The 24,558-nt window shown below is 66.6% G+C and carries 35 protein-coding genes; 1 reads left to right on the top strand and 34 read right to left on the bottom strand.

The annotated features are described in order from the left end of the window. Positions 1–32: 32 nt before the first annotated feature. Both rplM and truA read right to left on the bottom strand, forming a co-directional pair. Positions 33–479 (bottom strand): 50S ribosomal protein L13, encoded by a 447-nt coding sequence (rplM, locus tag EGM46_RS05165; RefSeq protein ID WP_025133729.1) that lies wholly within the window; start codon positions 477–479, stop codon positions 33–35. A 142-nt stretch (positions 480–621) separates the two neighbouring features. Then, a complete protein-coding gene (truA, locus tag EGM46_RS05160; RefSeq protein ID WP_241156190.1) occupies positions 622–1,512 on the bottom strand; it encodes a tRNA pseudouridine(38-40) synthase TruA in 891 nt (296 codons plus the stop codon). 124 nt (positions 1,513–1,636) lie between these two features. Between truA and EGM46_RS05155 the strand changes: the two genes are divergently transcribed. Then, positions 1,637–3,559: an acyltransferase family protein gene (locus tag EGM46_RS05155; RefSeq protein ID WP_125099098.1), complete on the top strand. Its 1,923-nt coding sequence runs from the start codon at positions 1,637–1,639 to the stop codon at positions 3,557–3,559. A gap of 254 nt (positions 3,560–3,813) precedes the next feature. On the opposite strand, the gene rplQ is transcribed toward EGM46_RS05155, so the two are convergent. The 32 genes from rplQ to tuf all read right to left on the bottom strand — a co-directional run bounded on the left by rplQ (position 3,814) and on the right by tuf (position 24,550). After that, positions 3,814–4,320 (bottom strand): 50S ribosomal protein L17, encoded by a 507-nt coding sequence (gene rplQ, locus EGM46_RS05150; RefSeq protein WP_125099097.1) that lies wholly within the window; start codon positions 4,318–4,320, stop codon positions 3,814–3,816. A 49-nt stretch (positions 4,321–4,369) separates the two neighbouring features. After that, positions 4,370–5,356 (bottom strand): DNA-directed RNA polymerase subunit alpha, encoded by a 987-nt coding sequence (locus EGM46_RS05145; protein ID WP_025133725.1) that lies wholly within the window; start codon positions 5,354–5,356, stop codon positions 4,370–4,372. A gap of 153 nt (positions 5,357–5,509) precedes the next feature. Further along, the gene (rpsK, locus tag EGM46_RS05140) at positions 5,510–5,908 is read right to left on the bottom strand and encodes a 30S ribosomal protein S11 (RefSeq protein ID WP_025133724.1); all 399 of its coding nucleotides are present in this window, start codon (positions 5,906–5,908) and stop codon (positions 5,510–5,512) included. Between the two features lie 48 nt (positions 5,909–5,956). Then, positions 5,957–6,325: a 30S ribosomal protein S13 gene (rpsM, locus tag EGM46_RS05135; RefSeq protein ID WP_125099096.1), complete on the bottom strand. Its 369-nt coding sequence runs from the start codon at positions 6,323–6,325 to the stop codon at positions 5,957–5,959. 155 nt (positions 6,326–6,480) lie between these two features. Next, positions 6,481–6,597: a 50S ribosomal protein L36 gene (gene rpmJ, locus EGM46_RS05130; protein WP_005050492.1), complete on the bottom strand. Its 117-nt coding sequence runs from the start codon at positions 6,595–6,597 to the stop codon at positions 6,481–6,483. A 71-nt stretch (positions 6,598–6,668) separates the two neighbouring features. Then, positions 6,669–6,890 carry a translation initiation factor IF-1 gene (gene infA / locus EGM46_RS05125; RefSeq protein ID WP_125099095.1) on the bottom strand — a complete coding sequence of 74 codons (222 nt, stop codon included), beginning with the start codon at positions 6,888–6,890 and terminating at the stop codon, positions 6,669–6,671. 271 nt (positions 6,891–7,161) lie between these two features. Beyond that, positions 7,162–8,004 carry a type I methionyl aminopeptidase gene (gene map, locus EGM46_RS05120; protein WP_125099094.1) on the bottom strand — a complete coding sequence of 281 codons (843 nt, stop codon included), beginning with the start codon at positions 8,002–8,004 and terminating at the stop codon, positions 7,162–7,164. A gap of 3 nt (positions 8,005–8,007) precedes the next feature. Continuing rightward, positions 8,008–8,604 (bottom strand): adenylate kinase, encoded by a 597-nt coding sequence (locus EGM46_RS05115; RefSeq protein WP_125099093.1) that lies wholly within the window; start codon positions 8,602–8,604, stop codon positions 8,008–8,010. Then, positions 8,601–9,926, bottom strand: a complete 1,326-nt coding sequence (secY, locus tag EGM46_RS05110) for a preprotein translocase subunit SecY (RefSeq protein ID WP_125099092.1) — start codon at positions 9,924–9,926, stop codon at positions 8,601–8,603. The genes EGM46_RS05115 and secY overlap by 4 nt, the downstream gene beginning before the upstream one ends. A gap of 216 nt (positions 9,927–10,142) precedes the next feature. Beyond that, positions 10,143–10,604: a 50S ribosomal protein L15 gene (gene rplO / locus EGM46_RS05105; protein ID WP_125099091.1), complete on the bottom strand. Its 462-nt coding sequence runs from the start codon at positions 10,602–10,604 to the stop codon at positions 10,143–10,145. Continuing rightward, a complete protein-coding gene (rpmD, locus tag EGM46_RS05100; RefSeq protein ID WP_125099090.1) occupies positions 10,601–10,789 on the bottom strand; it encodes a 50S ribosomal protein L30 in 189 nt (62 codons plus the stop codon). The genes rplO and rpmD overlap by 4 nt, the downstream gene beginning before the upstream one ends. Then, positions 10,789–11,499: a 30S ribosomal protein S5 gene (rpsE, locus tag EGM46_RS05095; protein WP_125099089.1), complete on the bottom strand. Its 711-nt coding sequence runs from the start codon at positions 11,497–11,499 to the stop codon at positions 10,789–10,791. Before rpsE ends, rpmD begins: the two co-directional genes overlap by 1 nt. Beyond that, a complete protein-coding gene (gene rplR / locus EGM46_RS05090) occupies positions 11,496–11,870 on the bottom strand; it encodes a 50S ribosomal protein L18 (protein ID WP_125099088.1) in 375 nt (124 codons plus the stop codon). Before rplR ends, rpsE begins: the two co-directional genes overlap by 4 nt. 2 nt (positions 11,871–11,872) lie before the next feature. Continuing rightward, the gene (gene rplF / locus EGM46_RS05085; RefSeq protein WP_125099087.1) at positions 11,873–12,409 is read right to left on the bottom strand and encodes a 50S ribosomal protein L6; all 537 of its coding nucleotides are present in this window, start codon (positions 12,407–12,409) and stop codon (positions 11,873–11,875) included. Between the two features lie 6 nt (positions 12,410–12,415). Further along, positions 12,416–12,814 carry a 30S ribosomal protein S8 gene (rpsH, locus tag EGM46_RS05080; RefSeq protein ID WP_025133714.1) on the bottom strand — a complete coding sequence of 133 codons (399 nt, stop codon included), beginning with the start codon at positions 12,812–12,814 and terminating at the stop codon, positions 12,416–12,418. A 113-nt stretch (positions 12,815–12,927) separates the two neighbouring features. Next, positions 12,928–13,491 carry a 50S ribosomal protein L5 gene (gene rplE, locus EGM46_RS05075; protein ID WP_125099086.1) on the bottom strand — a complete coding sequence of 188 codons (564 nt, stop codon included), beginning with the start codon at positions 13,489–13,491 and terminating at the stop codon, positions 12,928–12,930. Further along, entirely contained in the window at positions 13,491–13,853 is a 363-nt protein-coding gene (gene rplX, locus EGM46_RS05070; RefSeq protein ID WP_125099085.1) for a 50S ribosomal protein L24, read from the bottom strand. The genes rplE and rplX overlap by 1 nt, the downstream gene beginning before the upstream one ends. Positions 13,854–13,857: 4 nt before the next feature. After that, positions 13,858–14,226 (bottom strand): 50S ribosomal protein L14, encoded by a 369-nt coding sequence (gene rplN, locus EGM46_RS05065; RefSeq protein ID WP_025133711.1) that lies wholly within the window; start codon positions 14,224–14,226, stop codon positions 13,858–13,860. 33 nt (positions 14,227–14,259) lie between these two features. Then, on the bottom strand, positions 14,260–14,532 hold the full coding sequence (gene rpsQ, locus EGM46_RS05060) for a 30S ribosomal protein S17 (protein ID WP_025133710.1): 273 nt from the start codon (positions 14,530–14,532) through the stop codon (positions 14,260–14,262). Between the two features lie 2 nt (positions 14,533–14,534). After that, positions 14,535–14,846, bottom strand: coding sequence for a 50S ribosomal protein L29 (gene rpmC / locus EGM46_RS05055; RefSeq protein ID WP_125099084.1), 312 nt, complete (start codon positions 14,844–14,846; stop codon positions 14,535–14,537). Beyond that, on the bottom strand, positions 14,846–15,265 hold the full coding sequence (gene rplP / locus EGM46_RS05050) for a 50S ribosomal protein L16 (protein WP_017885320.1): 420 nt from the start codon (positions 15,263–15,265) through the stop codon (positions 14,846–14,848). Before rplP ends, rpmC begins: the two co-directional genes overlap by 1 nt. A 2-nt stretch (positions 15,266–15,267) precedes the next feature. Then, entirely contained in the window at positions 15,268–16,026 is a 759-nt protein-coding gene (rpsC, locus tag EGM46_RS05045) for a 30S ribosomal protein S3 (RefSeq protein WP_125099083.1), read from the bottom strand. Further along, on the bottom strand, positions 16,027–16,410 hold the full coding sequence (gene rplV / locus EGM46_RS05040) for a 50S ribosomal protein L22 (protein ID WP_125099082.1): 384 nt from the start codon (positions 16,408–16,410) through the stop codon (positions 16,027–16,029). 26 nt (positions 16,411–16,436) lie between these two features. Further along, the gene (gene rpsS / locus EGM46_RS05035) at positions 16,437–16,718 is read right to left on the bottom strand and encodes a 30S ribosomal protein S19 (protein ID WP_025133706.1); all 282 of its coding nucleotides are present in this window, start codon (positions 16,716–16,718) and stop codon (positions 16,437–16,439) included. A 22-nt stretch (positions 16,719–16,740) separates the two neighbouring features. Beyond that, a complete protein-coding gene (gene rplB / locus EGM46_RS05030; RefSeq protein WP_125099081.1) occupies positions 16,741–17,577 on the bottom strand; it encodes a 50S ribosomal protein L2 in 837 nt (278 codons plus the stop codon). Between the two features lie 22 nt (positions 17,578–17,599). Then, positions 17,600–17,899, bottom strand: coding sequence for a 50S ribosomal protein L23 (gene rplW, locus EGM46_RS05025; protein WP_125099080.1), 300 nt, complete (start codon positions 17,897–17,899; stop codon positions 17,600–17,602). Continuing rightward, complete coding sequence (gene rplD / locus EGM46_RS05020) at positions 17,896–18,549, bottom strand: 50S ribosomal protein L4 (RefSeq protein WP_125099079.1); 654 nt, start codon at positions 18,547–18,549, stop codon at positions 17,896–17,898. The genes rplW and rplD overlap by 4 nt, the downstream gene beginning before the upstream one ends. A gap of 3 nt (positions 18,550–18,552) precedes the next feature. Then, positions 18,553–19,206: a 50S ribosomal protein L3 gene (gene rplC, locus EGM46_RS05015; protein WP_125099078.1), complete on the bottom strand. Its 654-nt coding sequence runs from the start codon at positions 19,204–19,206 to the stop codon at positions 18,553–18,555. A gap of 14 nt (positions 19,207–19,220) precedes the next feature. After that, complete coding sequence (gene rpsJ, locus EGM46_RS05010; RefSeq protein WP_025133701.1) at positions 19,221–19,529, bottom strand: 30S ribosomal protein S10; 309 nt, start codon at positions 19,527–19,529, stop codon at positions 19,221–19,223. 671 nt (positions 19,530–20,200) lie between these two features. Then, positions 20,201–21,358: a UDP-phosphate alpha-N-acetyl-D-fucosaminephosphotransferase gene (locus tag EGM46_RS05005; protein ID WP_125099077.1), complete on the bottom strand. Its 1,158-nt coding sequence runs from the start codon at positions 21,356–21,358 to the stop codon at positions 20,201–20,203. Continuing rightward, positions 21,355–23,154, bottom strand: coding sequence for a polysaccharide biosynthesis protein (locus EGM46_RS05000; protein WP_125099076.1), 1,800 nt, complete (start codon positions 23,152–23,154; stop codon positions 21,355–21,357). Before EGM46_RS05000 ends, EGM46_RS05005 begins: the two co-directional genes overlap by 4 nt. Before the next feature lie 202 nt (positions 23,155–23,356). Further along, a complete protein-coding gene (tuf, locus tag EGM46_RS04995) occupies positions 23,357–24,550 on the bottom strand; it encodes an elongation factor Tu (RefSeq protein ID WP_125099075.1) in 1,194 nt (397 codons plus the stop codon). Between the last annotated feature and the right edge of the window lie 8 nt (positions 24,551–24,558).

Genomic DNA, 24,558 nt, shown 5'->3' with positions numbered 1-24,558 from the left:
GTCTCTCTTCTGAATTCTCGTTGGCGCCGCGGTTACTGCGCGACCTGGCCGAAGGTGTACGGGGTGGGCTGCTGCGCAGCGTGGGGGTGCTCGGCACCCTTGTAGACCTTCAGCTTGCGGAACTGGTCAGCGCCGAGGGAGTTCTTCGGGAGCATGCCGCGGATCGCCTTCTCGACGGCGCGCTCGGGGTTCTTCTCCAGGAGCTCGGTGTAGCTCATCGAGCGGAGGCCGCCCGGGTAGCCCGAGTGGCGGTACGCCTTCTTCTTCGCGGCCTTGTTCGCGGTCAGGACGACCTTGTCGGCGTTGATGACGATGACGTAGTCGCCCATATCCATGTGGGGAGCGAACGTGGTCTTGTGCTTGCCGCGGAGCAGGGCTGCCGCGTGCGATGCCAGGCGGCCGAGCACCACATCGGTGGCGTCGATGACGAGCCAGTCGTGCTTCTGCTCAGCGGCCTTCGGCGAATACGTGCGAGTCACTATCGTGCTGCTTTCTGTCGAATTGGAGGTGTTTCGTGAATCCCACTCCGCTGCCCGGTCCCCGGAGGGTGCTCAGACGATGGAGGGCTCAACAAATCGGGTGCTTGCGCACCAAAGAACAACTTTAGCACACGCGGCGGCGCTACTCCTCCGCGAGGGGATCCCTGCGGGCTCGGGTCTGCTCGGCGCGGGCGGCCAGATCCTCATCTGCTGGGTAGGCGATCTCCTCGAGGGAGAGCCCGTTCGCCGGCATCACCGTGAACCGGCTGCTGCGGGCGCGCGCGTCGCGCAGCTCGACGAGCTCGCCCTCGGTGATGCGCCCGCTGCCCACCGCCACCACGGCGCCCACCATCGCACGCACCATCGAGTGGCAGAACGCGTCGGCCTCGATGCGCGCGGCGTACGCGCCGTCCTCCGTGCGGCGCCACTCGAAGCACAGCAGCTCACGCACCGCCGTTGCCCCCTCGCGCGCTTTGCAAAACGTGGTGAAGTCGTTCAGGCCGAGCAGTTCGTCGGCGGCGCGCTGCATCCGTTCCAGGTCGAGCGTCTGCGCCACATCGGCGGTGAAGCGCGCGGTGAGCGGGTCCCGGCGCGCGGCGTCGTCGCGCAGCCGGTACTCGTAGCGGCGGCGCAGGGCGCCGAAGCGCGCGTCAAACGCCGTCGGAACCTCGCGCACCGCGTGCACCGCGATGTCGGCGGCCCCGCGTTTGAGCACCCCGTTCAGCTTGCGCGCGCGGTGGCGCGTGCGCTCCGCCTCATCGCGCGTCTCGGCGCCGCGACCATCCCACTTCGCGAGCTCCGCCGCGGTGACGTCAAGGTGCGCCACCTGGCCGCGCGCGTGCACGCCGGCGTCCGTCCGCCCGCCGACGGTGAGCCGAGCCGAGTCACGCCGAAGCAGCACGGCGAGCGCCGCCTCCAGTTCCCCCTGCACGGTGCGCAGACCGGGCTGCGCCGCCCAACCGGCGAAGTCGGTGCCGTCGTACGCAAGGTCGAGGCGCACACGCACCAGCGGAGTTTCCGGCTCACTTTCCACACCACGATCCTGCCAGACCGGCGCGTTGCCGCGCAGCCCAGCGTGTGGGCGCGCCGCTCAGGCGCGCCGCGTAGACTGGATCGTGGTGGGCTCGCCCTTGCCTGCCACCCGAAAGCCTCCCTCGATGACCTCTCCCTCGCCACGCACCCGCCCCCAGCCCGGCCGATTCGGCGGGCTCGATGGGCTGCGCGCCATCGCGGTCGGGCTCGTGCTCGTCTACCACTTCTTCCCGCGCGCCCTGCCAGGCGGCTTCCTCGGCGTCGACATCTTCTTCGCGATCAGCGGCTTCCTCATCACCTCGCTCCTCTTCCGCGAGGTGGAGCTGCGCGGCGGGATCAGGCTCGGCGCGTTCTGGCGCCGCCGCGCGCGGCGACTCCTCCCGGCGCTCGGTCTCGTGCTGCTCGTCTGCTCCTCGCTCGCCCTCCTCGTCGGCGGCGATCTGCTCGTCGGGCTCGGCCGCCAGATCGCGGGCACCGCGTTCTTCGTCAGCAACTGGGTGTTCATCGCGAACGGCGCCGACTACTTCGCACGCGATACGCCGGAACTCTTCCGCAACACCTGGTCGCTCTCGATCGAGGAGCAGTTCTACATCCTGCTGCCGCTGCTCATCATCGCGCTCATGCGGCTGCGCGGCCGCAGCAGCCGCGCGGTGCTCCTCACGGCGCTCGGAATCGCCTCAGCCGCCCTCATGTTCACGCTGTCCCAGCAGGGGGCCAATCCGACCAGGATCTACTTCGGCTCGGACACGCACACCTTCGGCCTATTCTGGGGTGCCGCGCTCGCGACGCTCGTTCACCCGCGCCGCGACGCCGCGCCGCGTGCGCGGCTCACGCGCCTCAGGCAGCTCCTCCTCGGGGCGCTCGCCGCGACCGCGCTCGGTGTGCTCGCCTGGCTCGCCATCACCCTGCCGGAGGGCAGCGCGCAGAGCTTCGAGGGCGGCTTCCAGCTGGCCATCGTCGCGTCGCTCGCGCTCGTGTGGGCGGTGACGCGGGACGGGGCCTGGATCGGCCGCGCGCTCGACGTCGCGCCGCTGCGCTGGGTCGGCGAGCGCTCCTACGGAATCTACCTGTGGCACTGGCCGCTGCTGCTCATCGTCTCGGCGGCGCTCGGCGCGGGGGCGACCCCCTGGTCGGTCGCGCTCATCGCCGGCGCGGCGACGTTCTTCGCGGCCGCACTCTCGTACCGCTTCCTCGAACAGCCCGTGCGCAGGTTCGGGCTGCGCCGCTCGCTCCGCCTGGCCGTCCGGCCGGCGGGGTACACGCCGCGCCAGCGCGGCGTCACCATCGCGCTCGGCGCGGTGCTCCTCCTGACGATCCCCGCGACGGCCGTGGCGATCGTGCAGGCGCCGGAGCAGACCACGGCGGCGGCAGCCATCGCGCGGGGGCAGGACGCGCTCGACGCCGCGGCGGAGAAACCGGCGGCGGAGCAGCCCGGGAGCACCAGGCCCGGGGCGGGCACGCCCAGCGCGCCGGACGGCAGCGATCCCAAGCCGGGGGCCGGCGAGGAGCCCGCGCTCCCGCCCGGTCCGCTTCTCCCCCGCGGCGACAGCATCACCGCGCTCGGCGACTCCGTGATGCTCGCGAGCCTGCCCGAGCTCGAAACCGCGCTGCCCGGCATCGAGGTGGACGCCGCCGTGTCGCGCGGCATGGGGGTCGGGGTCGAGCTCGCGGACGAGTGGGCGGCAAGCGGCAGGCTCCGCCCCATCCTCGTGGTCGGGCTCGGGACGAACGGTCCGGTCGCCCCCGAGGAGCTCGACGCGCTCGCACGCACGGCAGGCGATCGCCCCATCGTGCTCGTCAACGCGCACGCCGATCGCGACTGGATCCCGGGCGTGAACGAGGAGCTCGAGCGCTTCGCGGATGGCCGCCGCGGCGTGGTGGTCGCCGACTGGACGGGCGCCGTGACCGGCGTGCCGGACGCGCTCGCCGGCGACGACATCCACCCGAACCCGAGCGGTGGGGAGATCTACGCGGCCTCGGTGCAGCGCGCGCTCGAGGAGTTGCAGGCGCCAGGCGAGGCGCGCGGCTTCGCGCTCCCCCGCCGCTAGCCTCCCGCCCCCCTCATGCCCCCTCATGCCCCCTCACCCCCTCCTGCCCCGGCCCGCGCGAATCGGGGTCACTTGGGCAGGGTGTCGCGGCGTCCGGGTCGGCGACACCCTGCCCAATTGACCCCGATCCTCTGAGCGCTCGTCTGCGAGCGCGGCGGGGGGGGGGCGCAGCGGGGAGCGCCACAGGCCCGGAGACAGCGAAACGCCCCGCCGATCCACAGATCAGCGGGGCGTTTCAGCGGGTGAGGTGAGTGTTACTCAGCCTTCTCCTCGGCGGGAGCCTCGACCTCAGCGGCCTCCTCGGTCGCCTCAGCGGCGTCCTCGACGACCTCAGCGGGATCCTCGACCGGAGCCGCCTTCTCAGCCTTGGGCTCAGCCTTCGCGGCCTTCGCCTTGGGCTGCACCGGCTCGAGCACGAGCTCGATGACCGCCATGGGAGCGTTGTCGCCCTTGCGGTAGCCGGTCTTGATGATGCGGGTGTAGCCACCCTCGCGGTTCTCGACGAGCGGCGCGATCTCGGTGAAGAGCTCGTGCACGACCGACTTGTCGAGGATCTGACGCATCACGCGACGGCGCGCGTGCAGGTCGCCGCGCTTGGCGAACGTGACGAGGCGCTCGGCCACGGGCTGCAGGCGCTTCGCCTTCGTCTCCGTGGTCTGGATGCGCTTGTGCTCGAAGAGCTGCGCAGCCATCTGGTTGAGCATCAGGCGCTCGTGAGCGGGGCCGCCTCCGAGGCGGGGGCCCTTGTTGGGCTTCGGCATTGTTTACTCCAGTAAGTTTACGATCGGGTCGCTGGCGACGGATCGTGAATTAGTTGTTGTCGTCTTCGTAGCTGTAGAACTGCGCACCGTCGAAGCCGGGCACTGCGTCCTTCAGCGACAGTCCCATCTCGGTGAGCTTGTCGCGCACCTCGAAGACGGACTTCTGGCCGAAGTTGCGGATGTTCATCAGCTGAGCCTCGGAGAGCGCAACGAGCTCGCTCACCGTGTTGATGCCCTCACGCTTCAGGCAGTTGTAGCTGCGCACCGACAGGTCGAGGTCCTCGATCGGGATCGAGAGCTCGCCCTCCGTGACCACCTCAACCGGCGCGGGGCCGATCTCGACGCCCTCGGCTGCGGTGTTGAGCTCGCGCGCAAGCCCGAAGAGCTCGACCAGGGTCGAACCGGCCGACGCGATCGCGTCGCGGGGGCTGATCGCGGGCTTCGTCTCCACGTCGACGACGAGGCGGTCGAAGTCGGTGCGCTCACCGGCACGCGTGGCCTCCACGCGGTAGGTGACCTTCAGCACCGGCGAGTAGATCGAATCAACGGGGATCCGGCCAACCTCGGCGTCTTCGTTCCGGTTCTGCGCGGCCGAGACGTAGCCGCGGCCACGCTCGATCGTCAGCTCGAGCTCGAACTGCGCCGAATCGCTGAGCGTCGCGATGACGAGCTCAGGGTTGTGCACCTCAACACCGGCGGGTGCGGAGATGTCGGCGGCGGTCACCTCGCCTGCGCCGGTCTTGCGCAGGTAGGCGGTGATGGGCTCATCGTGCTCGCTCGAGACGACAAGGTCCTTGATGTTGAGGATGATCTCGGTGACGTCCTCGGTCACGCCCGCAATGGTCGTGAACTCGTGGGCGACGCCCTCGAAGCGGACGCTCGTCACTGCGGCGCCGGGGATCGACGACAGCAGCGTGCGACGCAGCGAGTTGCCGAGCGTGTAGCCGAAGCCAGGCTCAAGCGGTTCGATGGCGAAGCGTGAACGGTACTCGGAGATCGACTCCTCGGTCAGAGTGGGTCGCTGTGCAATGAGCAAGGTGTGTGGTCCTTTCGCTGGAGTCCGCTATATGACTCATGCGGTATCGGGAATGAGGGATGTCCTCTGTGCACCCGAGACCCTCAAACGGGGTCTCGGCGCCTTCCCGGCGCGGCGGGCGAACCCACCGCGCCGGGAAGTAGCGCGAGCTCCTTAGACGCGGCGGCGCTTCGGGGGGCGGCAGCCGTTGTGCGTCTGCGGGGTGACGTCGTTGATCGACCCCACCTCGAGGCCTGCGGCCTGCAGCGAGCGGATCGCGGTCTCGCGGCCCGAGCCCGGACCCTTCACGAAGACGTCAACCTTCTTCATGCCGTGCTCCTGCGCCTTGCGGGCGGCCGACTCGGCAGCCAGCTGAGCAGCGAAGGGCGTCGACTTACGCGAACCCTTGAAGCCCACGCCACCCGAGGAGGCCCAGCTGATCACAGCACCGGTGGTGTCAGTGATCGAAACGATGGTGTTGTTGAACGTCGACTTGATGTGGGCCTGGCCCACGACCACGTTCTTCTTGTCCTTGCGACGCGGCTTGCGAGCCGCCGTCTTTGGTGCAGCCATTGAGTATTCTCCTGAAAAGCTTTATGTGATGGTCGAGAGGACCGGCGATTACTTCTTCTTGCCGGCGACGGTGCGCTTCGGGCCCTTGCGGGTACGAGCGTTCGTCTTGGTGCGCTGACCATGCACGGGCAGGCCCTTACGGTGACGGAGGCCCTGGTAGCTTCCGATCTCCACCTTGCGGCGGATGTCGGCGGCGACCTCACGGCGGAGGTCACCCTCAACCTTGAAGTTGCCCTCAATGTAGTCGCGGAGCGCGACGAGCTGATCGTCGCTGAGGTCCTTGACGCGGATGTTGCCGTCGATGCCGGTATCGGCGAGCGTCTTCAGCGCGGTGGTGCGCCCAACGCCGTAGATGTAGGTGAGTGCAATCTCAACGCGCTTGTCGCGTGGGATATCGACTCCTGCGAGACGTGCCATGTGTGGCTCTCCTTGCGGTAGTGGAGGTATGTCGCGCATCGGGGGTTCGGGCCTCCGCCCCGAGGTGTCCCCCGCGCACAGTGTGCCCGGGTTCTTCGATGCGCTGGATCAGATATTGAGTTGTGTGCTCTGCGAGACCGCCGAGCGGCAGGGTGTTAGCCCTGGCGCTGCTTGTGGCGGGGGTTGCTCTTGCAGATCACCATGACGCGGCCGTGGCGTCGGATGACCTTGCAGTGATCGCAGATCGGCTTGACGCTGGGATTAACCTTCATGATGTTTCCTTCGCGGAGTTCGCTGTCCTCGTGCAACCGGGATGCCGGCTGCCGTTACTTTCCAGCAGCTCCTACTTGTAGCGGTAGACGATGCGGCCGCGGGTCAGATCGTAGGGCGTCAGCTCCACAATCACGCGGTCCCCGGGGAGAATGCGGATGTAGTGCTGGCGCATCTTGCCCGAGATGTGGGCGAGAACCTTGTGTCCGTTGGTCAGCTCAACGCGGAACATCGCGTTGGGCAGAGCCTCGGCAACCTGTCCCTCGATCTCGATGACGCCGTCTTTTTTCGCCATAGCCTCACTATCGCTTGCGTAGGATGTACTGGTCTTGCGAATGCCAAGCGCCCGCTTTCGAGAACACGAAAACAGGCGCAAAGCACCAAATGTCAAGCGTACTCGCCGACGGGGACTTTGTAAAGCCCGGCGGGTGGCGTCTCGCACCCCTCAGCACGCCCGCCCGCCCAGCCGAGCGCATCTTTCGAGATCGCCTGGATTGTCTCGAGAATCTGCGCGATCTCGAAAGATGCGCGCGGTCTCGGCGCGGCAGCGCGGCAGCGCAGCAGCGCTAGGGAATCGGGACGGGCGCAATCCCGAGCGGCGCGAGGCCGCTGGCCCCGCCGTCCTCCGCGGTGAGCACCCAGATGCCGTCGGCGTGCACCGCGACCGAGTGCTCCCACTGGGCGCTCATCGAGCCGTCGGCGATCGTGACGGTCCAGTCGTCGTCCTCGATGTCGGTGTCGATCCCGCCGGCCGAGATGATCGGCTCGATCGCAACGACGAGACCCGGCTTTACCTCGGGGCCGCGCTGGCGCACCGGGACATTGAACACGGGCGGGTCCTCGTGCATGCTGCGTCCGATGCCGTGCCCGATGTAATCCTCGAGTACACCGAAGTCGCTGTTCGCGCGCACGTACGCGGACACCGCCTCCCCCACCTCGTTGAGGTGCTTGGCGGTCGCGAGACGCGCGATCCCGCGCCACATGGCCTGCTCGGTGACGTCGCTCAGCTTCTCGTTCGCGGCGGTGAGCTCGGGTCGCGCGTGATCCGGGAGCGTGACCGTGATCGCGGTGTCGGAGTGCCACCCTCCGATCACGGCGCCGACGTCGAGCGAGGCGATGTCGCCCGGGGCGAGCGGCCGATCGCCGGGGATCGCGTGGACGACGTGGTCGTTCACGTTCGCGCAGATCGTGTGCCGGTAGCCAGGCTCCAGCATGAAGTTCGGGGCCCCGCCGCGCGAGCGGATCGCGTCCTCAGCGATCGCGTCGAGCTCCAGCGTGGTGATGCCGGGCCGCACGGCCTCGCGCATCGCGGCAATCGCCGCGGCGGCGGCGAGCCCCGGCTCCACCATCAGCCGCAGCTGTGCCGGCGACTTATAGATCGAACGGCGCAACAGTCCCCGACGAGCCACGACCTAGCGACCCGCCTTCGCTGCGAGCTGGGCGTCGAGGCCCGCCGCGATGCGCGCTGCGACCTCGTCGACGGTGCCGAGACCGTCGACCGCAACGAGAATGCCGCGCTCGGTGAAGAGCTCAACGAGGGGCGCCGTCTGCTCGGCGTACACGTCCTGGCGGTGCCGGATCACGTCCTCCGTGTCGTCGGCGCGGCCCTCGAGCTCCGCGCGCTTGAGCAGGCGGGCGACGACCGCCTCGGTGTCGACCTCGAGCAGCACGACCGCGTCGAGCGCGTCGCCCTCGAGCATGCCGTCGAGCGCGTGCACCTGCTCGACGTTGCGGGGGTAGCCGTCGAGCAGGAAGCCTGCGGCCGCGTCAGCCTGAGCGAGCCGATCCGCCACGATCTCGTTGGTCAGCGAGTCGGGAACGAGCTCGCCGCGCTCGATGATGGCCTGCACCTGCTGGCCGAGCTCCGTGCCGCCCTTGATGTTGGCGCGGAAGATGTCGCCGGTCGAGATGGCCGGAACGCCGAAGCGCTCGGCGATCTGCGTGGCCTGGGTGCCCTTGCCTGCCCCGGGCGGGCCGATGATGAGGAGGCGTGTGGTGGTGTCCGTCACTTGAGGAGCCCTTCGTAGTGGCGCTGCTGCAGCTGTGCGTCAATCTGCTTCACCGTCTCGAGGCCAACGCCCACGATGATGAGGATCGACGAGCCGCCGAACGGGAAGTTCTGGTTGGCGCCGAAGAACGACAGCGCAATCAGCGGGATGAGCGCGATGAGACCGAGGTAGAGCGAGCCAGCGCTCGTGATACGGGTCAGCACGTAGTTGAGGTACTCGGCCGTCGGGCGGCCGGCGCGGATCCCCGGCACGAAGCCGCCGTACTGCTTCATGTTGTCCGCGACCTCCTCCGGGTTGAAGGTGATCTGCACGTAGAAGAAGGTGAAACCGATCGTCAGCAGGAAGAACACCAGCATGTAGAGCGGCTGATCGCCCATCACGAGGTTGTTCTGCACCCAGACGACCCACGGCTTCGGATCCTCGCCGATCTGCGGCTGATTGAACTGCGTGATGAGGGCGGGGAGGTAGAGGATCGCCGAGGCGAAGATGACGGGGATCACGCCCGCCATGTTCACCTTGATCGGGATGTACGTGCTCGAGCCGCCGTAGGTGCGACGGCCGACCACGCGCTTCGCGTACTGCACCGGGATACGGCGCTGCGACTGCTCGACGAAGACGACGGCCGCGACAACGAGGAGCCCGACGAGGAGCACCAGGAAGAAGACCTCCCAGCCCTTCGACTCCTTGATGACCCACATGCCGCTCGGGAAGGTCGCCGAGATCGACGTGAAGATGAGGAGGGACATGCCGTTGCCGATGCCGCGCTCGGTGATGAGCTCACCGAACCACATGATGAGGCCAGTGCCCGCGGTCATGGTCATGATCATGATGAGGATCGCCCACCACTCCTGCGACACGAGGTTCTGGCAGGCCTGGTTTGCCGAGGCGCCGAACAGCTGGCCCGAGCGCGCCACGGTGATGAGCGTGGTCGACTGCAGGATCGCGAGGGCGATCGTGAGGTAGCGGGTGTACTGCGTGAGCTTCGCCTGGCCCGCCTGGCCCTCCTTGTGGAGCGACTCGAAGTGCGGGATGACGACGCGCAGCAGCTGCGTAATGATCGACGCCGTGATGTACGGCATGATCCCGAGCGCGAAGATCGACAGCTGGAGCAGAGCGCCACCGCTGAAGAGGTTGATCATGTCGTAGAGACCGGAGGTCCCCTGCGCCTGGTTGGCTACCAGACAGGCCTGCACGTTGTTGAAGTCAACGAACGGGGCGGGGATGAACGATCCGAGCCGGAAGAGCGAAACAATCGCGAGCGTAAAGACGATCTTTCGCCGCAGATCGGGTGTCCGAAAGATCCGTCCGATAGCGCTGAACAAAAGCTGCCTCCTGGGGGCGTCGTACGGGGCCGTCGCCTGACGACGAGAACCAATTGCTCCAGCCTACACGCTGTGCGGGCTGCCTCACCAATATCCCGGCCGTTCGTGGACACCCGGGGAAGAAAGAGACAGGGGCGGTGGAGTGGCATTTCTGCCGCTCCACCGCCCCCGCGGTGTCGAGCTCAGCTCGACTCAGTCAGAATCCCGTCGGGATCCTTACTTGACCTCGCCGCCGGCCGCAACGATCTTCTGCTCAGCCGAGCTGGAGACCTTGTCAACCGAAACGGTGAGCTTGACCTGGATGTCGCCGTCGCCCAGCACCTTGACGGGCTGGTTCTTGCGGACGGCACCCTTGGCCACGAGATCCTCGATCGTGACGTCGCCACCCTTGGGGTAGAGCTCTGCGAGCTTGGCAACGTTGACGACCTGGTACTCGGTGCGGAACGGGTTCTTGAACCCGCGCAGCTTCGGGGTGCGCATGTGCAGCGGCATCTGCCCACCCTCGAAGCCCGCCTTGACCTGGTAGCGCGCCTTGGTGCCCTTGGTGCCGCGACCAGCGGTCTTACCCTTGGAACCCTCACCGCGACCCACGCGGGTCTTGGCCTTCTTTGAGCCGGGTGCCGGGCGAAGGTGGTGAGCCTTCAGCACCTGCTCGCGCTCCTCGTTCTTCTCGCTCATGCGTCGATCTCCTCAACCTCTACCAGGTGAGCAACGGCGCGAACGTACCCGCGGTTGGCCTTCGTGTCCTCACGAACGACCGACTGGCCGATCTTCTTGAGGCCGAGGCTCCGCAGCGTCTCACGCTGGTTCTGCTTCTCGCTGATAACGGACTTCGTCTGCGTAATCTTCAGGCTCTTCGCCATTACGCACCTGCCTTTGCCTTCGCGGCAGCGTCGGCCGCAGCCTTCGCCTCGGCGCGCACGATGCGAGCCGGGGCGACGCGGTCGAAGTCAAGGCCACGGCGAGCTGCGACGGAGCGGGGCTCCTCGAGCAGCTGCAGCGCCTCAACGGTCGCGTGCACGATGTTCAGGGTGTTCGACGAACCGAGCGACTTGCTCAGCACGTCGTGGATGCCGGCGCACTCAAGGACGGCGCGGACGGGGCCACCGGCGATCACACCGGTACCTGCCGCTGCGGGGCGGAGGAGCACCACACCGGCTGCTGCCTCACCCTGCACGGGGTGCGGGATGGTGCTGCCAACGCGGGGCACGCGGAAGAAGTTCTTCTTAGCCTCCTCGACACCCTTGGAGATGGCGAGGGGCACCTCCTTCGCCTTGCCGTAGCCGACGCCAACGGTGCCGTTGCCATCGCCCACCACGACGAGCGCGGTGAAGCTGAAGCGACGGCCGCCCTTGACGACCTTGGAGACGCGGTTGATGGTGACGACGCGCTCGAGGAACTGGCTCTCGTTGCGGTCACGGCCGCCGCGCTCGCCACGGGTGCCGCGGTCGCGGCTCCCCCGACGCTGCTCGCGGGGCTCGTTGCGGTGATCCGTGCCCTGGGCCTCAGTGGCCGAGGACTCAGCGGTCTGGGTCTCTGCGGACACTTCCTGCTCCTTCGTTTCCTTGCTCACAGGGTCAGCCCCCCTTCGCGAGCGCCGTCGGCGATCGCTGCAACACGGCCGGCGTACTTGCTGCCGCCACGGTCGAAGACGACTGCCTCAACGCCAGCGTTCTTCGCGCGCTCGGCGACGAGCTCGCCAACCTTGCGGGCCTTCGCCGTCTTGTCGCCCTCGTGAGCGCGGAGATCGGCTTCCATGGTCGATGCCGACGCGAGGGTGATGCCCTTCGAGTCGTCAACAACCTGCACGAAGACGTGACGCGACGAGCGGGTCACCACGAGACGGGGACGGAGCTCCGTGCCGACGATCTTCTTGCGCAGGCGGGTGTGGCGGCGCACGCGCGCAGCCGAACGACCCTTTGCACGGGTGATGTTAGCGGCCATGGTTACTTACCAGCCTTTCCAGCCTTGCGGCGAACGTTCTCGCCCGCGTAGCGGATGCCCTTGCCCTTGTAGGGCTCCGGCTTCTTCAGCTTGCGGATGTTCGCAGCGGCCTCGCCGACCGCCTGCTTGGAGATCCCGCTCACGGTGATCTTGGTGTTGCCCTCAACAGCGAGCGTGATGCCCTCGGGAGCGTCGACGAGCACCGGGTGCGAGAAGCCGAGCGCGAGCTCGAGGCCTGCACCCTTCTGCTGCACGCGGTAGCCGGTGCCGACAACCTCGAGCTGCTTGGAGTAGCCCTCGGTCACACCGATGATGTTGTTGTTGATGAGCGTGCGGGTCAGGCCGTGCAGCGCTCGGGAGTCGCGCTCGTCGTCGGGACGAGTGACCACAACCTGGCCCTCCTCGACAGCAACGCGGATGGGCTCTGCGACGACGAGCGACAGCTCGCCCTTCGTGCCCTTAACCGTGACCTTCTGGCCATCGATCTTGACGTCTACACCACCGGGAACGGTGATGGGAAGCTTTCCAATACGTGACATGACGGCTTACCACACGTAAGCGAGGACTTCCCCGCCAACGCCCTTCTGGTCAGCCTCGCGGTCGGTCAGGAGACCGGAGGACGTGGACAGGATCGCAATGCCGAGGCCGCCGAGCACGCTCGGGATCTCGGTCGAGCGTGCGTACACCCGGAGGCCGGGCTTGGACACGCGCTTGATGCCCTCGATGGAGCGCTCGCGGTTCGGGCCGTACTTCAGCGACATGGTGAGGGTCGTGCCGACGCGTGCGTCCTCGACCTTCCAGTCCTTGATGTAGCCCTCGCGCTTGAGGATCTCCGCGATTCGCACCTTCAGCTTGGAGCCGGGGAGCGAAACGTCGTCATGATGCGCAGAGTTGGCATTGCGCAGCCGGGTCAGCATATCTGCGACCGGATCAGTCATCGTCATGAGTGACTCTTCTTTCTCGCCTGGTATCACGCACCGTTACACGGAGCGTGACCTGGGTGACATGCGGATGGGGTGCCCGGGGAATCCCCGGGCACCCGCACCGCTTGGACTATTTAGTTGTCGGTCTTGAACGGGAAGCCGAGTGCGCGAAGCAGCGCACGGCCCTCGTCGTCAGACTGGGCGGTGGTCACGACAGTGATGTCGAAGCCACGCACGCGGTCAATCTTATCCTGATCGATCTCGTGGAACACACTCTGCTCGGTCAGACCGAAAGTGTAGTTGCCGTTTCCGTCGAACTGCTTAGGCGAAAGTCCGCGGAAATCGCGGATACGCGGCAGTGCGAGGTTGATGAGGCGATCAAGGAACTCCCACGCGCGGTCACCGCGGAGGGTGACGTGCGCGCCGATGGCCTGGCCCTCACGCAGCTTGAACTGCGCGATGGACTTGCGAGCCTTCGTGACCATGGGCTTCTGGCCGGTGATCTTCACGAGGTCGGCGATTGCGCCCTCGATCACCTTGCTGTCGCGAGCTGCCTCGCCAACACCGGTGTTCACAACGACCTTGACGACGCCGGGAACCTGCATGATGTTCGCGTAGTTGAACTCCTCGCGGAGCTGCTCGACGATCTCGCCGCGGTACTTTGCCTTGAGGCGGGGCTGGATCTTGGTCTCAGACATTAGAGGTCCTTCCCAGACGACTTGGCGTAGCGCACGCGGACGGTCTTCTTGACGCCGTCCTTCTCGATCTCCTCGACGCGGAAGCCAACGCGGGTCGGCTTCTTCGTCTCGGGATCGACAACTGCGACGTTCGAGATGTGGATCGGGGCCTCAACGGTCTCGATCCCACCCTCGCGGGTGCCACGCTCGGACTGGCCGACGCGGACGTGCTTCGTCACGAAGTTCACGCCCTCGACGATCACACGGTCGGTCTCGGTGAACACCTCGATGACCTTGCCCTGCTTGCCCTTGTAGCCGCCGCGATCCTGCGACGGACCCGTGATGACCTCGACGAGGTCACCCTTCTTGATCTTCTGGCCCATAGGACTAGATCACCTCCGGTGCGAGCGAGACGATCTTCATGAAGCGCTTGTCGCGCAGCTCACGACCGACCGGCCCGAAGATACGGGTGCCGCGGGGCTCCCCGTCGGCCTTGAGAATGACGGCAGCGTTCTCGTCGAAGCTGATGTACGAGCCATCAACGCGACGGGTCGACTTGCGCGTGCGAACGATGACGGCCTTGACGACCTCACCCTTCTTCACGTTGCCGCCGGGGATTGCGTCCTTCACGGTTGCAACGATCGTGTCGCCGAGACCGGCGTAGCGACGTCGCGAGCCACCGAGGACGCGAATCGTGAGCAACTCCTTGGCGCCGGTGTTATCGGCAACCTTGAGTCGGGATTCCTGCTGAATCACTTGTTACTCCTTCAATCAGTAAGCCGCGAGGGCTTACTTCGCCTTCTCGAGGATCTCGACCAGACGCCAGCGCTTCGAAGCGCTCAGCGGACGGGTCTCGTGGATGAGCACGAGATCGCCGATGCCGGCGGTGTTCTGCTCGTCGTGGGCCTTCACCTTCGACGAACGACGCATCACCTTGCCGTAGAGCGGGTGCTTCACGCGGTCCTCGACCTCGACGACGATGGTCTTGTCCATCTTGTCGCTGACGACGTAGCCACGGCGAGCCTTACGGTAGCCGCGCTGTTCCTTCTCGACCTCAGCCATTCTTAGGCCTCCTTCGTCTCAGCGGCGGCGTCCGCCTGCTCGGTCTTCTTGGTGCTCTTCTTCGCCTTCGCGGGAGCAGTCTCAGCGGCGGGGGTCACCCGAATGCCGAGCTCACGCTCGCGGAGCACCGTGTAGATGCGCGCGATATCGCGCTTCACCTGGCGCACACGACCGTGGCTTTCCAGCTGGCCGGTGGCCGACTGGAATCGCAGGTTGAAGAGCTCACCCTTTGCCTTCTTGAGCTCCTCGGCCAGACGCTCGTTCTCGAACGAGTCGAGCTCCGTGATGGCCAGTTCCTTGGTACCGATCGCCATTACGCGTCGCCCTCCTCGCGCTTGATAATACGGGCCTTGAGCGGCAGCTTGTGGATGGCGCGGGTCAGCGCCTCACGTGCGAGCTGCTCATCGACGCCGGCGACCTCGAAGAGGACGCGGCCCGGCTTGACGTTGGCCACCCACCACTCGGGCGAACCCTTACCGGAACCCATGCGGGTTTCCGCAGGCTTCTTGGTCAGGGGACGGTCGGGGTAGATGTTGATCCACACCTTGCCACCACGCTTGATGTGACGCGTCATGGCGATACGAGCGGACTCGATCTGACGGTTGGTCACGTACGCGGGGGTCAGTGCCTGGATCCCGAACTCACCAAAAGCGACGGTGTTGCCGCCCTTGGACTGGCCGCTGCGGCTGGGGTGGTGCTGCTTGCGGTACTTGACTCGACGAGGAATCAGCATGCTTACTTCTCCGCTCCTGCTGCAGCGGGTGCAGCCTCGGCCTGCGCGCCACGGGGCGCACGGCGGCGGTCGCCGCGGTCGCGCGACGGCTTCTGGGCCGCCTGCTCGCGAGCGAGTTCCTTGTTGGTGAGGTCACCCTTGTAGATCCAGACCTTCACGCCGATGCGGCCGAAGGTGGTCTTCGCCTCGTAGAAGCCGTAGTCGATGTTCGCGCGGAGCGTGTGCAGCGGCACGCGACCCTCACGGTAGAACTCCGAACGGCTCATCTCGGCGCCGCCCAGACGGCCGGAGACCTGGATACGGATGCCCTTGGCACCGGCGCGCTGAGCACCCTGCAGGCCCTTGCGCATCGCGCGGCGGAACGCCACGCGCGCAGCGAGCTGCTCGGCGATGCCCTGAGCGACGAGCTGAGCGTCAGCCTCGGGGTTCTTCACCTCAAGGATGTTCAGCTGGATCTGCTTGCCCGTGAGCTTCTCGAGGTCGGCGCGGATGCGCTCAGCCTCGGCGCCACGGCGGCCGATCACGATGCCGGGACGCGCCGAGTGGATGTCCACGCGGACACGATCGCGGGTGCGCTCGATCTCCACGCGGGACACGCCTGCGCGGTCCAGCTGCTTCGTCAGGTGCTGGCGGATCTTGATGTCCTCGGCCAGGTAGTCAGCGTAGCGCTGGCCCTGCTTGGTCGAGTCCGAGAACCAACGCGAGACGTGGTCAGTGGTGATCCCGAGGCGGAAGCCGTAGGGATGAATCTTCTGGCCCATTTACTTGGCTCCCTTCTTCGCGGTCGCGAGCTCATCAGCCGTCTGCAGAACGACGGTGATGTGGCTGGTCCGCTTGTTGATCCGGAACGCACGGCCCTGCGCACGGGGGCGGAAACGCTTGAGCGTCGTGCCCTCGTCGACATAGGCGCGAGCGATGACCAGCTCGTCCTCGTTGAGACGCAGGTTCTCCGCGTCGGCCTTCACACGTGCGTTCGCGATCGCCGAGGCAACCAGCTTGAACACGGGCTCGGCGGCAGCCTGGGGGGCGAACTTCAGGATGGCAAGCGCCTCCTGTGCATTCTTCCCGCGAACCAGGTCAACAACGCGACGGGCCTTCTGGGGGGTGATGCGGATCTGACGCACGCGTGCGGTCGATTCCACCATTTCTCTCTCCTCCTTCACGTCACCGCTTAGCGGCGACGGCCCTTCTTGTCGTCCTTCACGTGACCGCGGAAGGTGCGAGTGGGCGCGAACTCGCCCAGCTTGTGACCGACCATGGTTTCCGTGACGAACACGGGGATGTGCTTCCGACCGTCGTGCACCGCGATGGTGTGTCCCAGCATTGCGGGGATGATCATCGAGCGGCGCGACCAGGTCTTGATCACGTTCTTGGTGCCAGCTTCGTTCTGGACAACCACCTTGTTCAGCAGGTGGTTATCGACGAAGGGGCCCTTCTTGAGACTACGAGGCATCTTCTATTCTCCTACCTGCCGACTAGCGCTTCTTGCCAACATTGCGGCGACGCACGATGAGCTTGTCGCTTTCCTTGTTCGGACGGCGCGTGCGGCCTTCCTTCTGGCCCCAGGGGCTGACCGGGTGACGGCCACCCGAGGTGCGGCCTTCGCCACCACCGTGCGGGTGATCGACCGGGTTCATGACGACGCCACGCACGGTCGGGCGGACGCCCTTCCAGCGCATACGGCCGGCCTTACCCCAGTTGATGTTCGACTGCTCGGCGTTGCCGACCTCGCCGACGGTCGCGCGGCAGCGCGCGTCGACGTTGCGGATCTCGCCCGAGGGGAGACGCAGCTGAGCGTACGGGCCGTCCTTCGCGACGAGGCGAACCGACGCGCCTGCCGAGCGCGCCATCTTGGCACCCCCGCCTGGCTTCAGCTCGATCGCGTGAATCACGGTACCGGTCGGGATGTTCTTCAGCGGAAGGTTGTTGCCCGGCTTGATATCGGCGGCCGGACCCGACTCGACGATATCGCCCTGCTTCAGCTTGTTCGGCGCGATGATGTAGCGCTTCGTGCCGTCCTCAAAGTGCAGCAGCGCGATGCGCGCCGTGCGGTTGGGGTCGTACTCGATGTGCGCAACCTTGGCGTTGACGCCGTCCTTGTCATTGCGACGGAAGTCGATGACGCGGTACTGGCGCTTGTGGCCACCGCCGATGTGGCGGGTGGTGATGCGGCCCTGGTTGTTGCGGCCGCCCGTCTTGGGGAGCGGGCGAAGCAGCGACTTCTCGGGCGTGGAGCGGGTGATCTCAGCGAAATCAGCAACGCTCGAACCGCGACGACCCGGGGTCGTCGGCTTGTACTTGCGAATAGCCATAGTGTGTTCCTTCTCGCCCCTTCTACAGCGCAGCCGTGAAGATGTCGATGGAGCCCGACTTCAGCGTGACGATGGCGCGCTTGGTGTCCTTGCGCTTGCCAGCGCCGAAGCGGGTGCGGCGGGTCTTGCCCTTGCGGTTCAGCGTGCGGACCTTCTCGACCTTAACGTTGAAGACCTGCTCGATCGCGAGCTTGATCTCGGTCTTGTTCGCCGTCGGCTGTACCTCGAAGGTGTACTGGCCGTTCGTGTCGATGAGGCCGTAGCTCTTCTCCGAAACGATCGGGCGAATGATGACGTCGTGTGCAGACTTGTTCAGGCTCACTTCGTGTCCTCCTGAGCGGCACGGCCGGCGACGAACTGGTCGAAGGCAGCCTTGGTGAAGACGAGGTCATCGCTGACGACGACGTCGTAAGCGTTGAGCTGGTCCTGGAACAGCACGTGAACGAACGGCAGGTTGCGCACGCTCAGCGTGGTGAGCTCGTCCGCGCGGTCAACGACCACGAGCACGCGCTTGCCCGGCGCGACCTGAGCGAGGAACTCGCGTGCGGTCTTGGTGCTGGGCTTGTCACCGATGCCGAAGCCGTCGACAACGTGCAGGCGGTTCGCGCGAGCGCGGTCCGAGAGCACGCCGCGGAGCGCCGCAGCAATCATCTTCTTGGGGGTGCGCTGCGAGTAATCGCGGGGCACGGGCCCGTGAACGATGCCGCCGCCGCGGTGCTGAGGCATACGAACCGAACCCTGACGGGCGCGGCCGGTACCCTTCTGCTTGAACGGCTTGACACCCGAACCGGAGCGCTCGCCACGGTTCTTGGTCTTGTGCGTACCCTGACGCGCAGCTGCGAGCTGAGCGGTGACCACCTGGTGGATCAGCGGGACGTTGGTCTCGGCGCCGAAGAGAGCCTCGGGCAGGTCAACCGACCCGGCCTTCTTGCCCTTCGCGTCGAGCACCTCGAGCTTGGTAGCGGTAGCCATGAACTACGCCCCCTTCACTGCGTTGCGAACGAAAACGAGACGACCGCGAGCGCCGGGAACTGCACCCTTGACCAGGATGAGACCCTTCTCAGCGTCGATCGCCTGCACGGTGAGGTTCTGCACGGTGACGCGATCGCCACCCATGCGACCGGCCATCTTCTGACCCTTGAAGACGCGACCCGGGGTAGCTGCGCCACCGATCGAGCCGGGCTTACGGTGGTTGCGGTGCGCACCGTGCGATGCGGAAACACCCTTGAAGTTGTGACGCTTCATGGTGCCGGCGAAGCCCTTGCCCTTCGAGGTGCCAACGACGTCGATCTTCTGACCGGCCTCGAAGGTGCCATCGACGGTGAGCTCCTGGCCCAGCGTGTACTCCGCTGCGTCGGCCGTGCGAACCTCGGTCACGTGACGGCGCGGCGTGACGCCGGCCTTCTCGAAGTGACCAGCGGTCGGCTTGTTGACCTTGCGGGGGTCGATTGCGCCCGCGGCGATCTGCACGGCGTTGTAGCCGTCGACCTCGGGGGTGCGAATCTGCGTGATGACGTTGGGAGCAACCTCAATCACGGTGACCGGAACGATCTTGCCGTTCTCGTCCCAGACCTGCGTCATACCGAGCTTGGTGCCCAGGAGACCCTTCACATTGCGTTCTACTGCCATGATTCGATCCCCCCTTAGAGCTTGATCTCGATGTTGACGTCGGCCGGGAGATCGAGACGCATGAGCGAATCGACGGCCTTGGGGGTGGGATCGACGATGTCGATCAGACGCTTGTGCGTGCGCTTCTCGAAGTGCTCGCGGCTGTCCTTGTACTTGTGGGGCGAACGGATCACAGCGATCACGTTCTTCTCCGTCGGGAGCGGCACGGGGCCGATCACAGTGGCACCTGCGCGGGTCACCGTGTCGACAATCTTGCGCGCGGAGTTGTCGATGACCTCGTGGTCATACGACTTCAGTCGGATGCGGATCTTCTGTCCCGCCATGACATCTCTACTTTCTACTTGCGTCGTACTGCGCACCCCGAGGGGCGAGCGGCATTGGACGTCTTGCGTACCAGCGCCCTGGCAGCGGCACCCCTTCCGAGGCGCATGTGCTGGGTCTCTGTTCACCTGTCAAAACCACGCGCTCTCGCACGTGGCCCGCACACACAAAGACGGCCGGACAAAGTCTGGCCGCCGTTTGGCGTGTGGTTGTGTTCGCTACCCGCGGCCTAACCCCGGCGGACCGGGTGATTATGCACTGCCTGGCAGTGATCCGCACCGAAGCGCGGAGTACTGAACCTGTCTATTCTGACACACGGAATATGCTTCGTGCAACCCGGGCGTGTCGCGCGTGTTCGCGCGGAAATCCCGGCTGCGCGCCCTGCTCCCGATCCCGCGCGTACCCGCTCCCCGATCCCGCGCCCGCCCTCCCCCGAATTTAGTGTGACTCCAGCCCGCTATGCGCGCGCATACCGGCACAAACTCACACCGATCCCGATCCCGAGCCCGCACACCCCACCCAACCTCTCCCGAGATCTTTGTTGGGGAGAGAGCCGGAACGGTTGACGCTGAGCGGAGCAAACCCCAACTCAATGTCAGCGGAGGCGTGGGCGGGCGCGGAGGGGGCGTAACGGGTGGCCGGCCCGGCGGGCAGCACAGCCCCCAGCCCCCAGCTACGCCGCGCGCGCCGGGAGCACGCGCGGGAGCGCCAAGTAGACGAGCAGCACCGCGACGCCGCCCACGAGCAGCAGCAGCGTGCCCCACAGCGGCGCGAAGCACGAGGCAAGGCCGAGCAGCGACGCCGCGAGCGTGCACGCCGCCGTCATGCCGGACGCCTGGACGTGCGAGTAGCCGCGCTGCTGGATCCGCTGGTACGTGTGCTCCTTGTGCGGCTCGTCCCAGCGCTTGCCAGCACGCACCCGCTTCACGAGCGTCACCCCGACGTCGCCGAAGTAGATGACCATCGGGCCGATCGTCGCGAGGAGCGGCGCACCGGCGATAAGCGCCGCGAAGCTCGTCACCGCGGTCGCGCCGCCAAGCAGGTAGCTGCCAACATCCCCCATGAACGCGCCCGGCTTCGTCAGGTTCCACGGCAGGAAGCCCGCAAAGCCGGCGGCGAGGATCAGCCCGGCCGCGAGCAGCCACGGCATGTCCTGGAACACGCCGATCGCCGCGAACGTGAGGCCGGCGATCACGCCGTGGAAGCCGCTGATCCCGTTGAGCCCGTCCATGAAGTTCGCGACGTTGATGTAGCTCGAGATGAACAGCACCGCGTACACGACGACGAGCACGGCACCCCAGATCGGCAGCTGCGGCGCGCTCACCGTCACGGAGTTCAGCGGCCCGTACTCGGCGAGCGGACCGATGAGCGGGCGCGCCGCTCCCCCGGCGAGCCCCGGCCCGTGACCGGCTCCGTTCCCCGCGTCACCGAACCGGCCGACCGCGAACAGCACGCCCGTCGCGGAGCCCGCCGCGATGAGCAGCAGCGCGGCGCTGCGCACCGGCACACTGATCCCGCGCAGATCCTCGGCGAGCCCGAGCAGGCCAGCAAGGAGGGATCCGCCCACGACGACGACGAGCACATCCCAGACCGCGTGCCCCGACCAGCCAGGCACCGCGAACAGCAGCACGGCGACGATGCCTCCCACCAGCATCGCGATGAGAATGGCGAGCCCGAGGCCGCGCAGCACGGGCCGCTCGTGGGACGACCGCTCGTTCGGCACGTCCATGATCCCGAGCCGCACGAGCAGCGGCTTCACGACGGTGGGCAGCGCGAGGCTGAGCGCGAGCGTCAGCCCGCCGGCGAGGAGGGCAACGGCGAGGGGGGTCACTGCACGCGCTCCTCTGCGGCATCGGTGAGATTGAGGCGCGCGATCCAGCCGTCGTGATCCAGCACATCCGGGGAGATCGTGTCGACGTGCGCGTGCGAGATCTTCGGGTGGAACGGGCGCTCGTTGCCCTCGCCCTCCCCGACGAGCTCCTCGTGGAGCTTCTCGCCGTGGCGCAGCCCGGTGTAGACGATCTCGATGTTCTTCCCCGACTGGGCGATCATGCGGCGGGCAACGTCGATGATCTTCACGGGCTCGCCCATGTCGAGGATCAGCACCTCGCCCGGGCGCCCGAGGCCGCCGGCCTGGACCACGAGCTGGCACGCCTCCGGGATGGTCATGAAGAAGCGGGTCACCTCGGGGTGAGTGACGGTGAGCGGACCGCCGGCCTCGATGAGGGAGCGGAAGGTCGGCAGCATCGAACCGCGGCTGCCGAGCACGTTGCCGAAGCGCACTGAGAGGTAGCGCTGCCCGGTCTGCTCGGCCATCCAGGCGGTGAGCTTCTCGGCGACGCGCTTCGAGTGCCCGAGCACGCTCGTCGGGTTGGCTGCCTTGTCCGTCGAGATGTTGACGAAAGTGCTGACGCCGGCGGCCTGCGCGGCGCGGAGCACGTTGAGGGTGCCGAGCACGTTCGTCTTCCACGCCTCGTCGGGGTACTGCTCGAGCATGGGCAGGTGCTTCAGCGCTGCGGCGTGGAACACGACCTCGGGCCGGCGCTCGACGAACAGCCGCTCGAGCGTCGCCGCATCACGAATGTCGGCGAGCACCACGTCGTTCGTGTCGAGCAGGCCGTGCCCGCTGATCGAGAGCTGCGTTTCCTGCAGCGCAGTCTCGTCGCGGTCGAGCATGATGAGCTCGTCGGGGGCGAAGCGTGCCAGCTGGCGGCACAGCTCCGCGCCGATCGAGCCACCGGCGCCCGTGACAAGCACCCGCTTGTCCTGCAGGTAGGAAGCGATCGACTCAGTCTCGAGGCGCACGGGGTGGCGTCCGATGATGTCCTCGATGGTGAGCGCGCGCACGTCGGAGATCGCCGAGGCGTTGCGCAGGATCTGGTCGAGCGGCGGCAGCACCATTGCGGTCATGCCGAGGCGGTCGGCCGCGCTGTCCACGCGGCGCATCAGCGCGGCGTCGGCGTCGCCGATGCAGACGATGATGCGCGTCGCGCGGGTCTTGCGTGCCACGCGCGGGAGGTCTTCGAAGCTGCCGAGCACGCGCACGCCGCGCACCTCGTGATTGCGCTTCATCGGGTCGTCGTCGATGAAGCCGACGGGAAGGGCGGCGCCAGCCGCGTCAGTGAGCAGCCGCTTCGCGGTCTGCACGCCGAGATACCCGGAGCCGTAGAGCAGCGTGCGCTCGGCCTCCTCGCCCGGCTTCATCTGCCGCTCGGCGTACAGCCGGAGGATGTACCGCGAGACCCCCATCAGGCTGAACGCGATCGGGGCCGCAATGATCAACGTGCTGCGCGGGATCCCGTTGCCGTAGCCAACAAAGTACGCGACAAGCCAGGCGCACACCATCACGGCGGTGACGTTGAGCACGAGCGCCCGCACCTCGTCGAAGCTGCCGACCTCGTAGCGGTTGCGGTAGATCCAGAAGAGCCAGCCGCCCACGAGCTGGAGGAGGATCGCTGCGCCGATCACGACGGCGGTCCACCCCCAGTGGATCCGGCTCAGGTTGAAGTCGAAGCGCAGCACCAGCGCGGCGAGCACCGCGCCGGCCCAGGAGAGCGCGTCGAGCGCGAACAGCAGGCCGTACTGACGCGCGAAGTGCGCGATCCGTTCGCTGAGGGTTTGCGGCACCCGGGCTCCATTCCTTCGTCGAGCGTGACCCGTGCTCCGGGTCACACACGAGAATACCGCGCGGGGTGCGCGGGGGCCGACTCCCCCACCCAGGAACGAAAAGAGATGAGGGAACGGGAAAGCCCCCCGGGAGAAATCCCGGGGGGCTTTACGGCCGAAACCGCCGCTCTACCTGACGCAGAGCGCCTGAGTTCGTGAGAACTTAGGAGACAACCTTGGTCACCGTGCCGGCGCCGACGGTGCGGCCACCCTCACGGATCGCGAAGCCGAGGCCCTCTTCCATAGCGATCGGCTGGATCAGCTCGACCGACATGTCCGTGGTGTCGCCGGGCATAACCATCGGCTTGTCCTCGGGGAGGGTGATGACACCGGTCACGTCAGTCGTACGGAAGTAGAACTGCGGGCGGTAGTTCGTCTCGAACGGGTTGTGGCGGCCGCCCTCTTCCTTCTTCAGGATGTAGGCAGTGCCCTCGAAGTTGGTGTGCGGGGTGATCGAGCCGGGCTCGACAATCACCTGACCGCGCTCAACTTCCTCGCGCTTGGTGCCGCGGAGGAGGAGGCCACAGTTCTCGCCAGCCCACGCCTCGTCGAGCTGCTTGTGGAACATCTCGATGCCGGTGACGGTGGTCTTCTGCGTCGGGCGCAGACCCACGATCTCGACCTCAGAGTTGATCTTCAGCGTGCCACGCTCGGCGCGGCCCGTGACGACCGTGCCACGGCCGGTGATCGTGAAGACATCCTCGACGGGCATGAGGAACGCCTTGTCCTTGTCACGCACGGGGTCCGGGATGCTGTTGTCCACGGCCTCCATGAGCTCGAGGATGGAGTTGACCCACTTCTCTTCGCCCTGCAGCGCCTGGTAGCCCGACACGCGGACCACGGGAGCGTTGTCGCCGTCGAAGCCGTTCTTGGTGAGCTCCTCACGGACCTCCATCTCGACGAGCTCGAGGATCTCCTCGTCGTCGACCTGGTCGCACTTGTTCAGCGCAACGAGGAGGTAGGGAACGCCAACCTGCTTGGCGAGCAGGATGTGCTCCTTCGACTGAGCCATGAGGCCGTCGGTTGCAGCGACCACGAGGATAGCGCCGTCCATCTGGGCAGCACCGGTGATCATGTTCTTGATGTAGTCAGCGTGACCGGGAGCATCAACGTGCGCGTAGTGGCGCTTGTCGGTCTCGTACTCAACGTGCGAGATGTTGATGGTGATGCCGCGCTGGCGCTCCTCAGGAGCCGAATCGATCGTGTCAAAGTCGCGCTGCACGTTCACGTCAGACGGGAACTTGTCGGCGAGCGTCTTCGAGATCGCCGCGGTAAGGGTGGTCTTACCGTGGTCGACGTGACCGATCGTTCCGATGTTTACGTGCGGCTTGGTCCGCTCGAACTTGGCCTTCGCCACTATGGTCC

The sequence above is a fragment of the Leucobacter chromiireducens genome (assembly GCF_003917135.1).
Taxonomy (GTDB): Bacteria; Actinomycetota; Actinomycetes; order Actinomycetales; family Microbacteriaceae; genus Leucobacter; species Leucobacter chromiireducens_A.
Note: the sequence above shows the minus strand (reverse complement) of the source record. Positions and strands in the feature narration are given on the sequence as shown.

Coding starts and splice junctions, on each gene's coding strand:
- EGM46_RS05155 (WP_125099098.1), top strand. CDS start 1,637: ATGACCTCTCCCTCGCCACGCACCCGCCCCCAGCCCGGCCGATTCGGC.
- rplQ (WP_125099097.1), bottom strand. CDS start 4,320: ATGCCGAAGCCCAACAAGGGCCCCCGCCTCGGAGGCGGCCCCGCTCAC.
- rpsK (WP_025133724.1), bottom strand. CDS start 5,908: ATGGCTGCACCAAAGACGGCGGCTCGCAAGCCGCGTCGCAAGGACAAG.
- rpsM (WP_125099096.1), bottom strand. CDS start 6,325: ATGGCACGTCTCGCAGGAGTCGATATCCCACGCGACAAGCGCGTTGAG.
- rpmJ (WP_005050492.1), bottom strand. CDS start 6,597: ATGAAGGTTAATCCCAGCGTCAAGCCGATCTGCGATCACTGCAAGGTC.
- infA (WP_125099095.1), bottom strand. CDS start 6,890: ATGGCGAAAAAAGACGGCGTCATCGAGATCGAGGGACAGGTTGCCGAG.
- rplO (WP_125099091.1), bottom strand. CDS start 10,604: ATGAGCGAGAAGAACGAGGAGCGCGAGCAGGTGCTGAAGGCTCACCAC.
- rpmD (WP_125099090.1), bottom strand. CDS start 10,789: ATGGCGAAGAGCCTGAAGATTACGCAGACGAAGTCCGTTATCAGCGAG.
- rplR (WP_125099088.1), bottom strand. CDS start 11,870: ATGGCCGCTAACATCACCCGTGCAAAGGGTCGTTCGGCTGCGCGCGTG.
- rplF (WP_125099087.1), bottom strand. CDS start 12,409: ATGTCACGTATTGGAAAGCTTCCCATCACCGTTCCCGGTGGTGTAGAC.
- rpsH (WP_025133714.1), bottom strand. CDS start 12,814: ATGACGATGACTGATCCGGTCGCAGATATGCTGACCCGGCTGCGCAAT.
- rplE (WP_125099086.1), bottom strand. CDS start 13,491: ATGTCTGAGACCAAGATCCAGCCCCGCCTCAAGGCAAAGTACCGCGGC.
- rplX (WP_125099085.1), bottom strand. CDS start 13,853: ATGGGCCAGAAGATCAAGAAGGGTGACCTCGTCGAGGTCATCACGGGT.
- rpsQ (WP_025133710.1), bottom strand. CDS start 14,532: ATGGCTGAGGTCGAGAAGGAACAGCGCGGCTACCGTAAGGCTCGCCGT.
- rpmC (WP_125099084.1), bottom strand. CDS start 14,846: ATGGCGATCGGTACCAAGGAACTGGCCATCACGGAGCTCGACTCGTTC.
- rplP (WP_017885320.1), bottom strand. CDS start 15,265: ATGCTGATTCCTCGTCGAGTCAAGTACCGCAAGCAGCACCACCCCAGC.
- rpsC (WP_125099083.1), bottom strand. CDS start 16,026: ATGGGCCAGAAGATTCATCCCTACGGCTTCCGCCTCGGGATCACCACT.
- rplV (WP_125099082.1), bottom strand. CDS start 16,410: ATGGTGGAATCGACCGCACGCGTGCGTCAGATCCGCATCACCCCCCAG.
- rpsS (WP_025133706.1), bottom strand. CDS start 16,718: ATGCCTCGTAGTCTCAAGAAGGGCCCCTTCGTCGATAACCACCTGCTG.
- rplB (WP_125099081.1), bottom strand. CDS start 17,577: ATGGCTATTCGCAAGTACAAGCCGACGACCCCGGGTCGTCGCGGTTCG.
- rplD (WP_125099079.1), bottom strand. CDS start 18,549: ATGGCTACCGCTACCAAGCTCGAGGTGCTCGACGCGAAGGGCAAGAAG.
- rplC (WP_125099078.1), bottom strand. CDS start 19,206: ATGGCAGTAGAACGCAATGTGAAGGGTCTCCTGGGCACCAAGCTCGGT.
- rpsJ (WP_025133701.1), bottom strand. CDS start 19,529: ATGGCGGGACAGAAGATCCGCATCCGACTGAAGTCGTATGACCACGAG.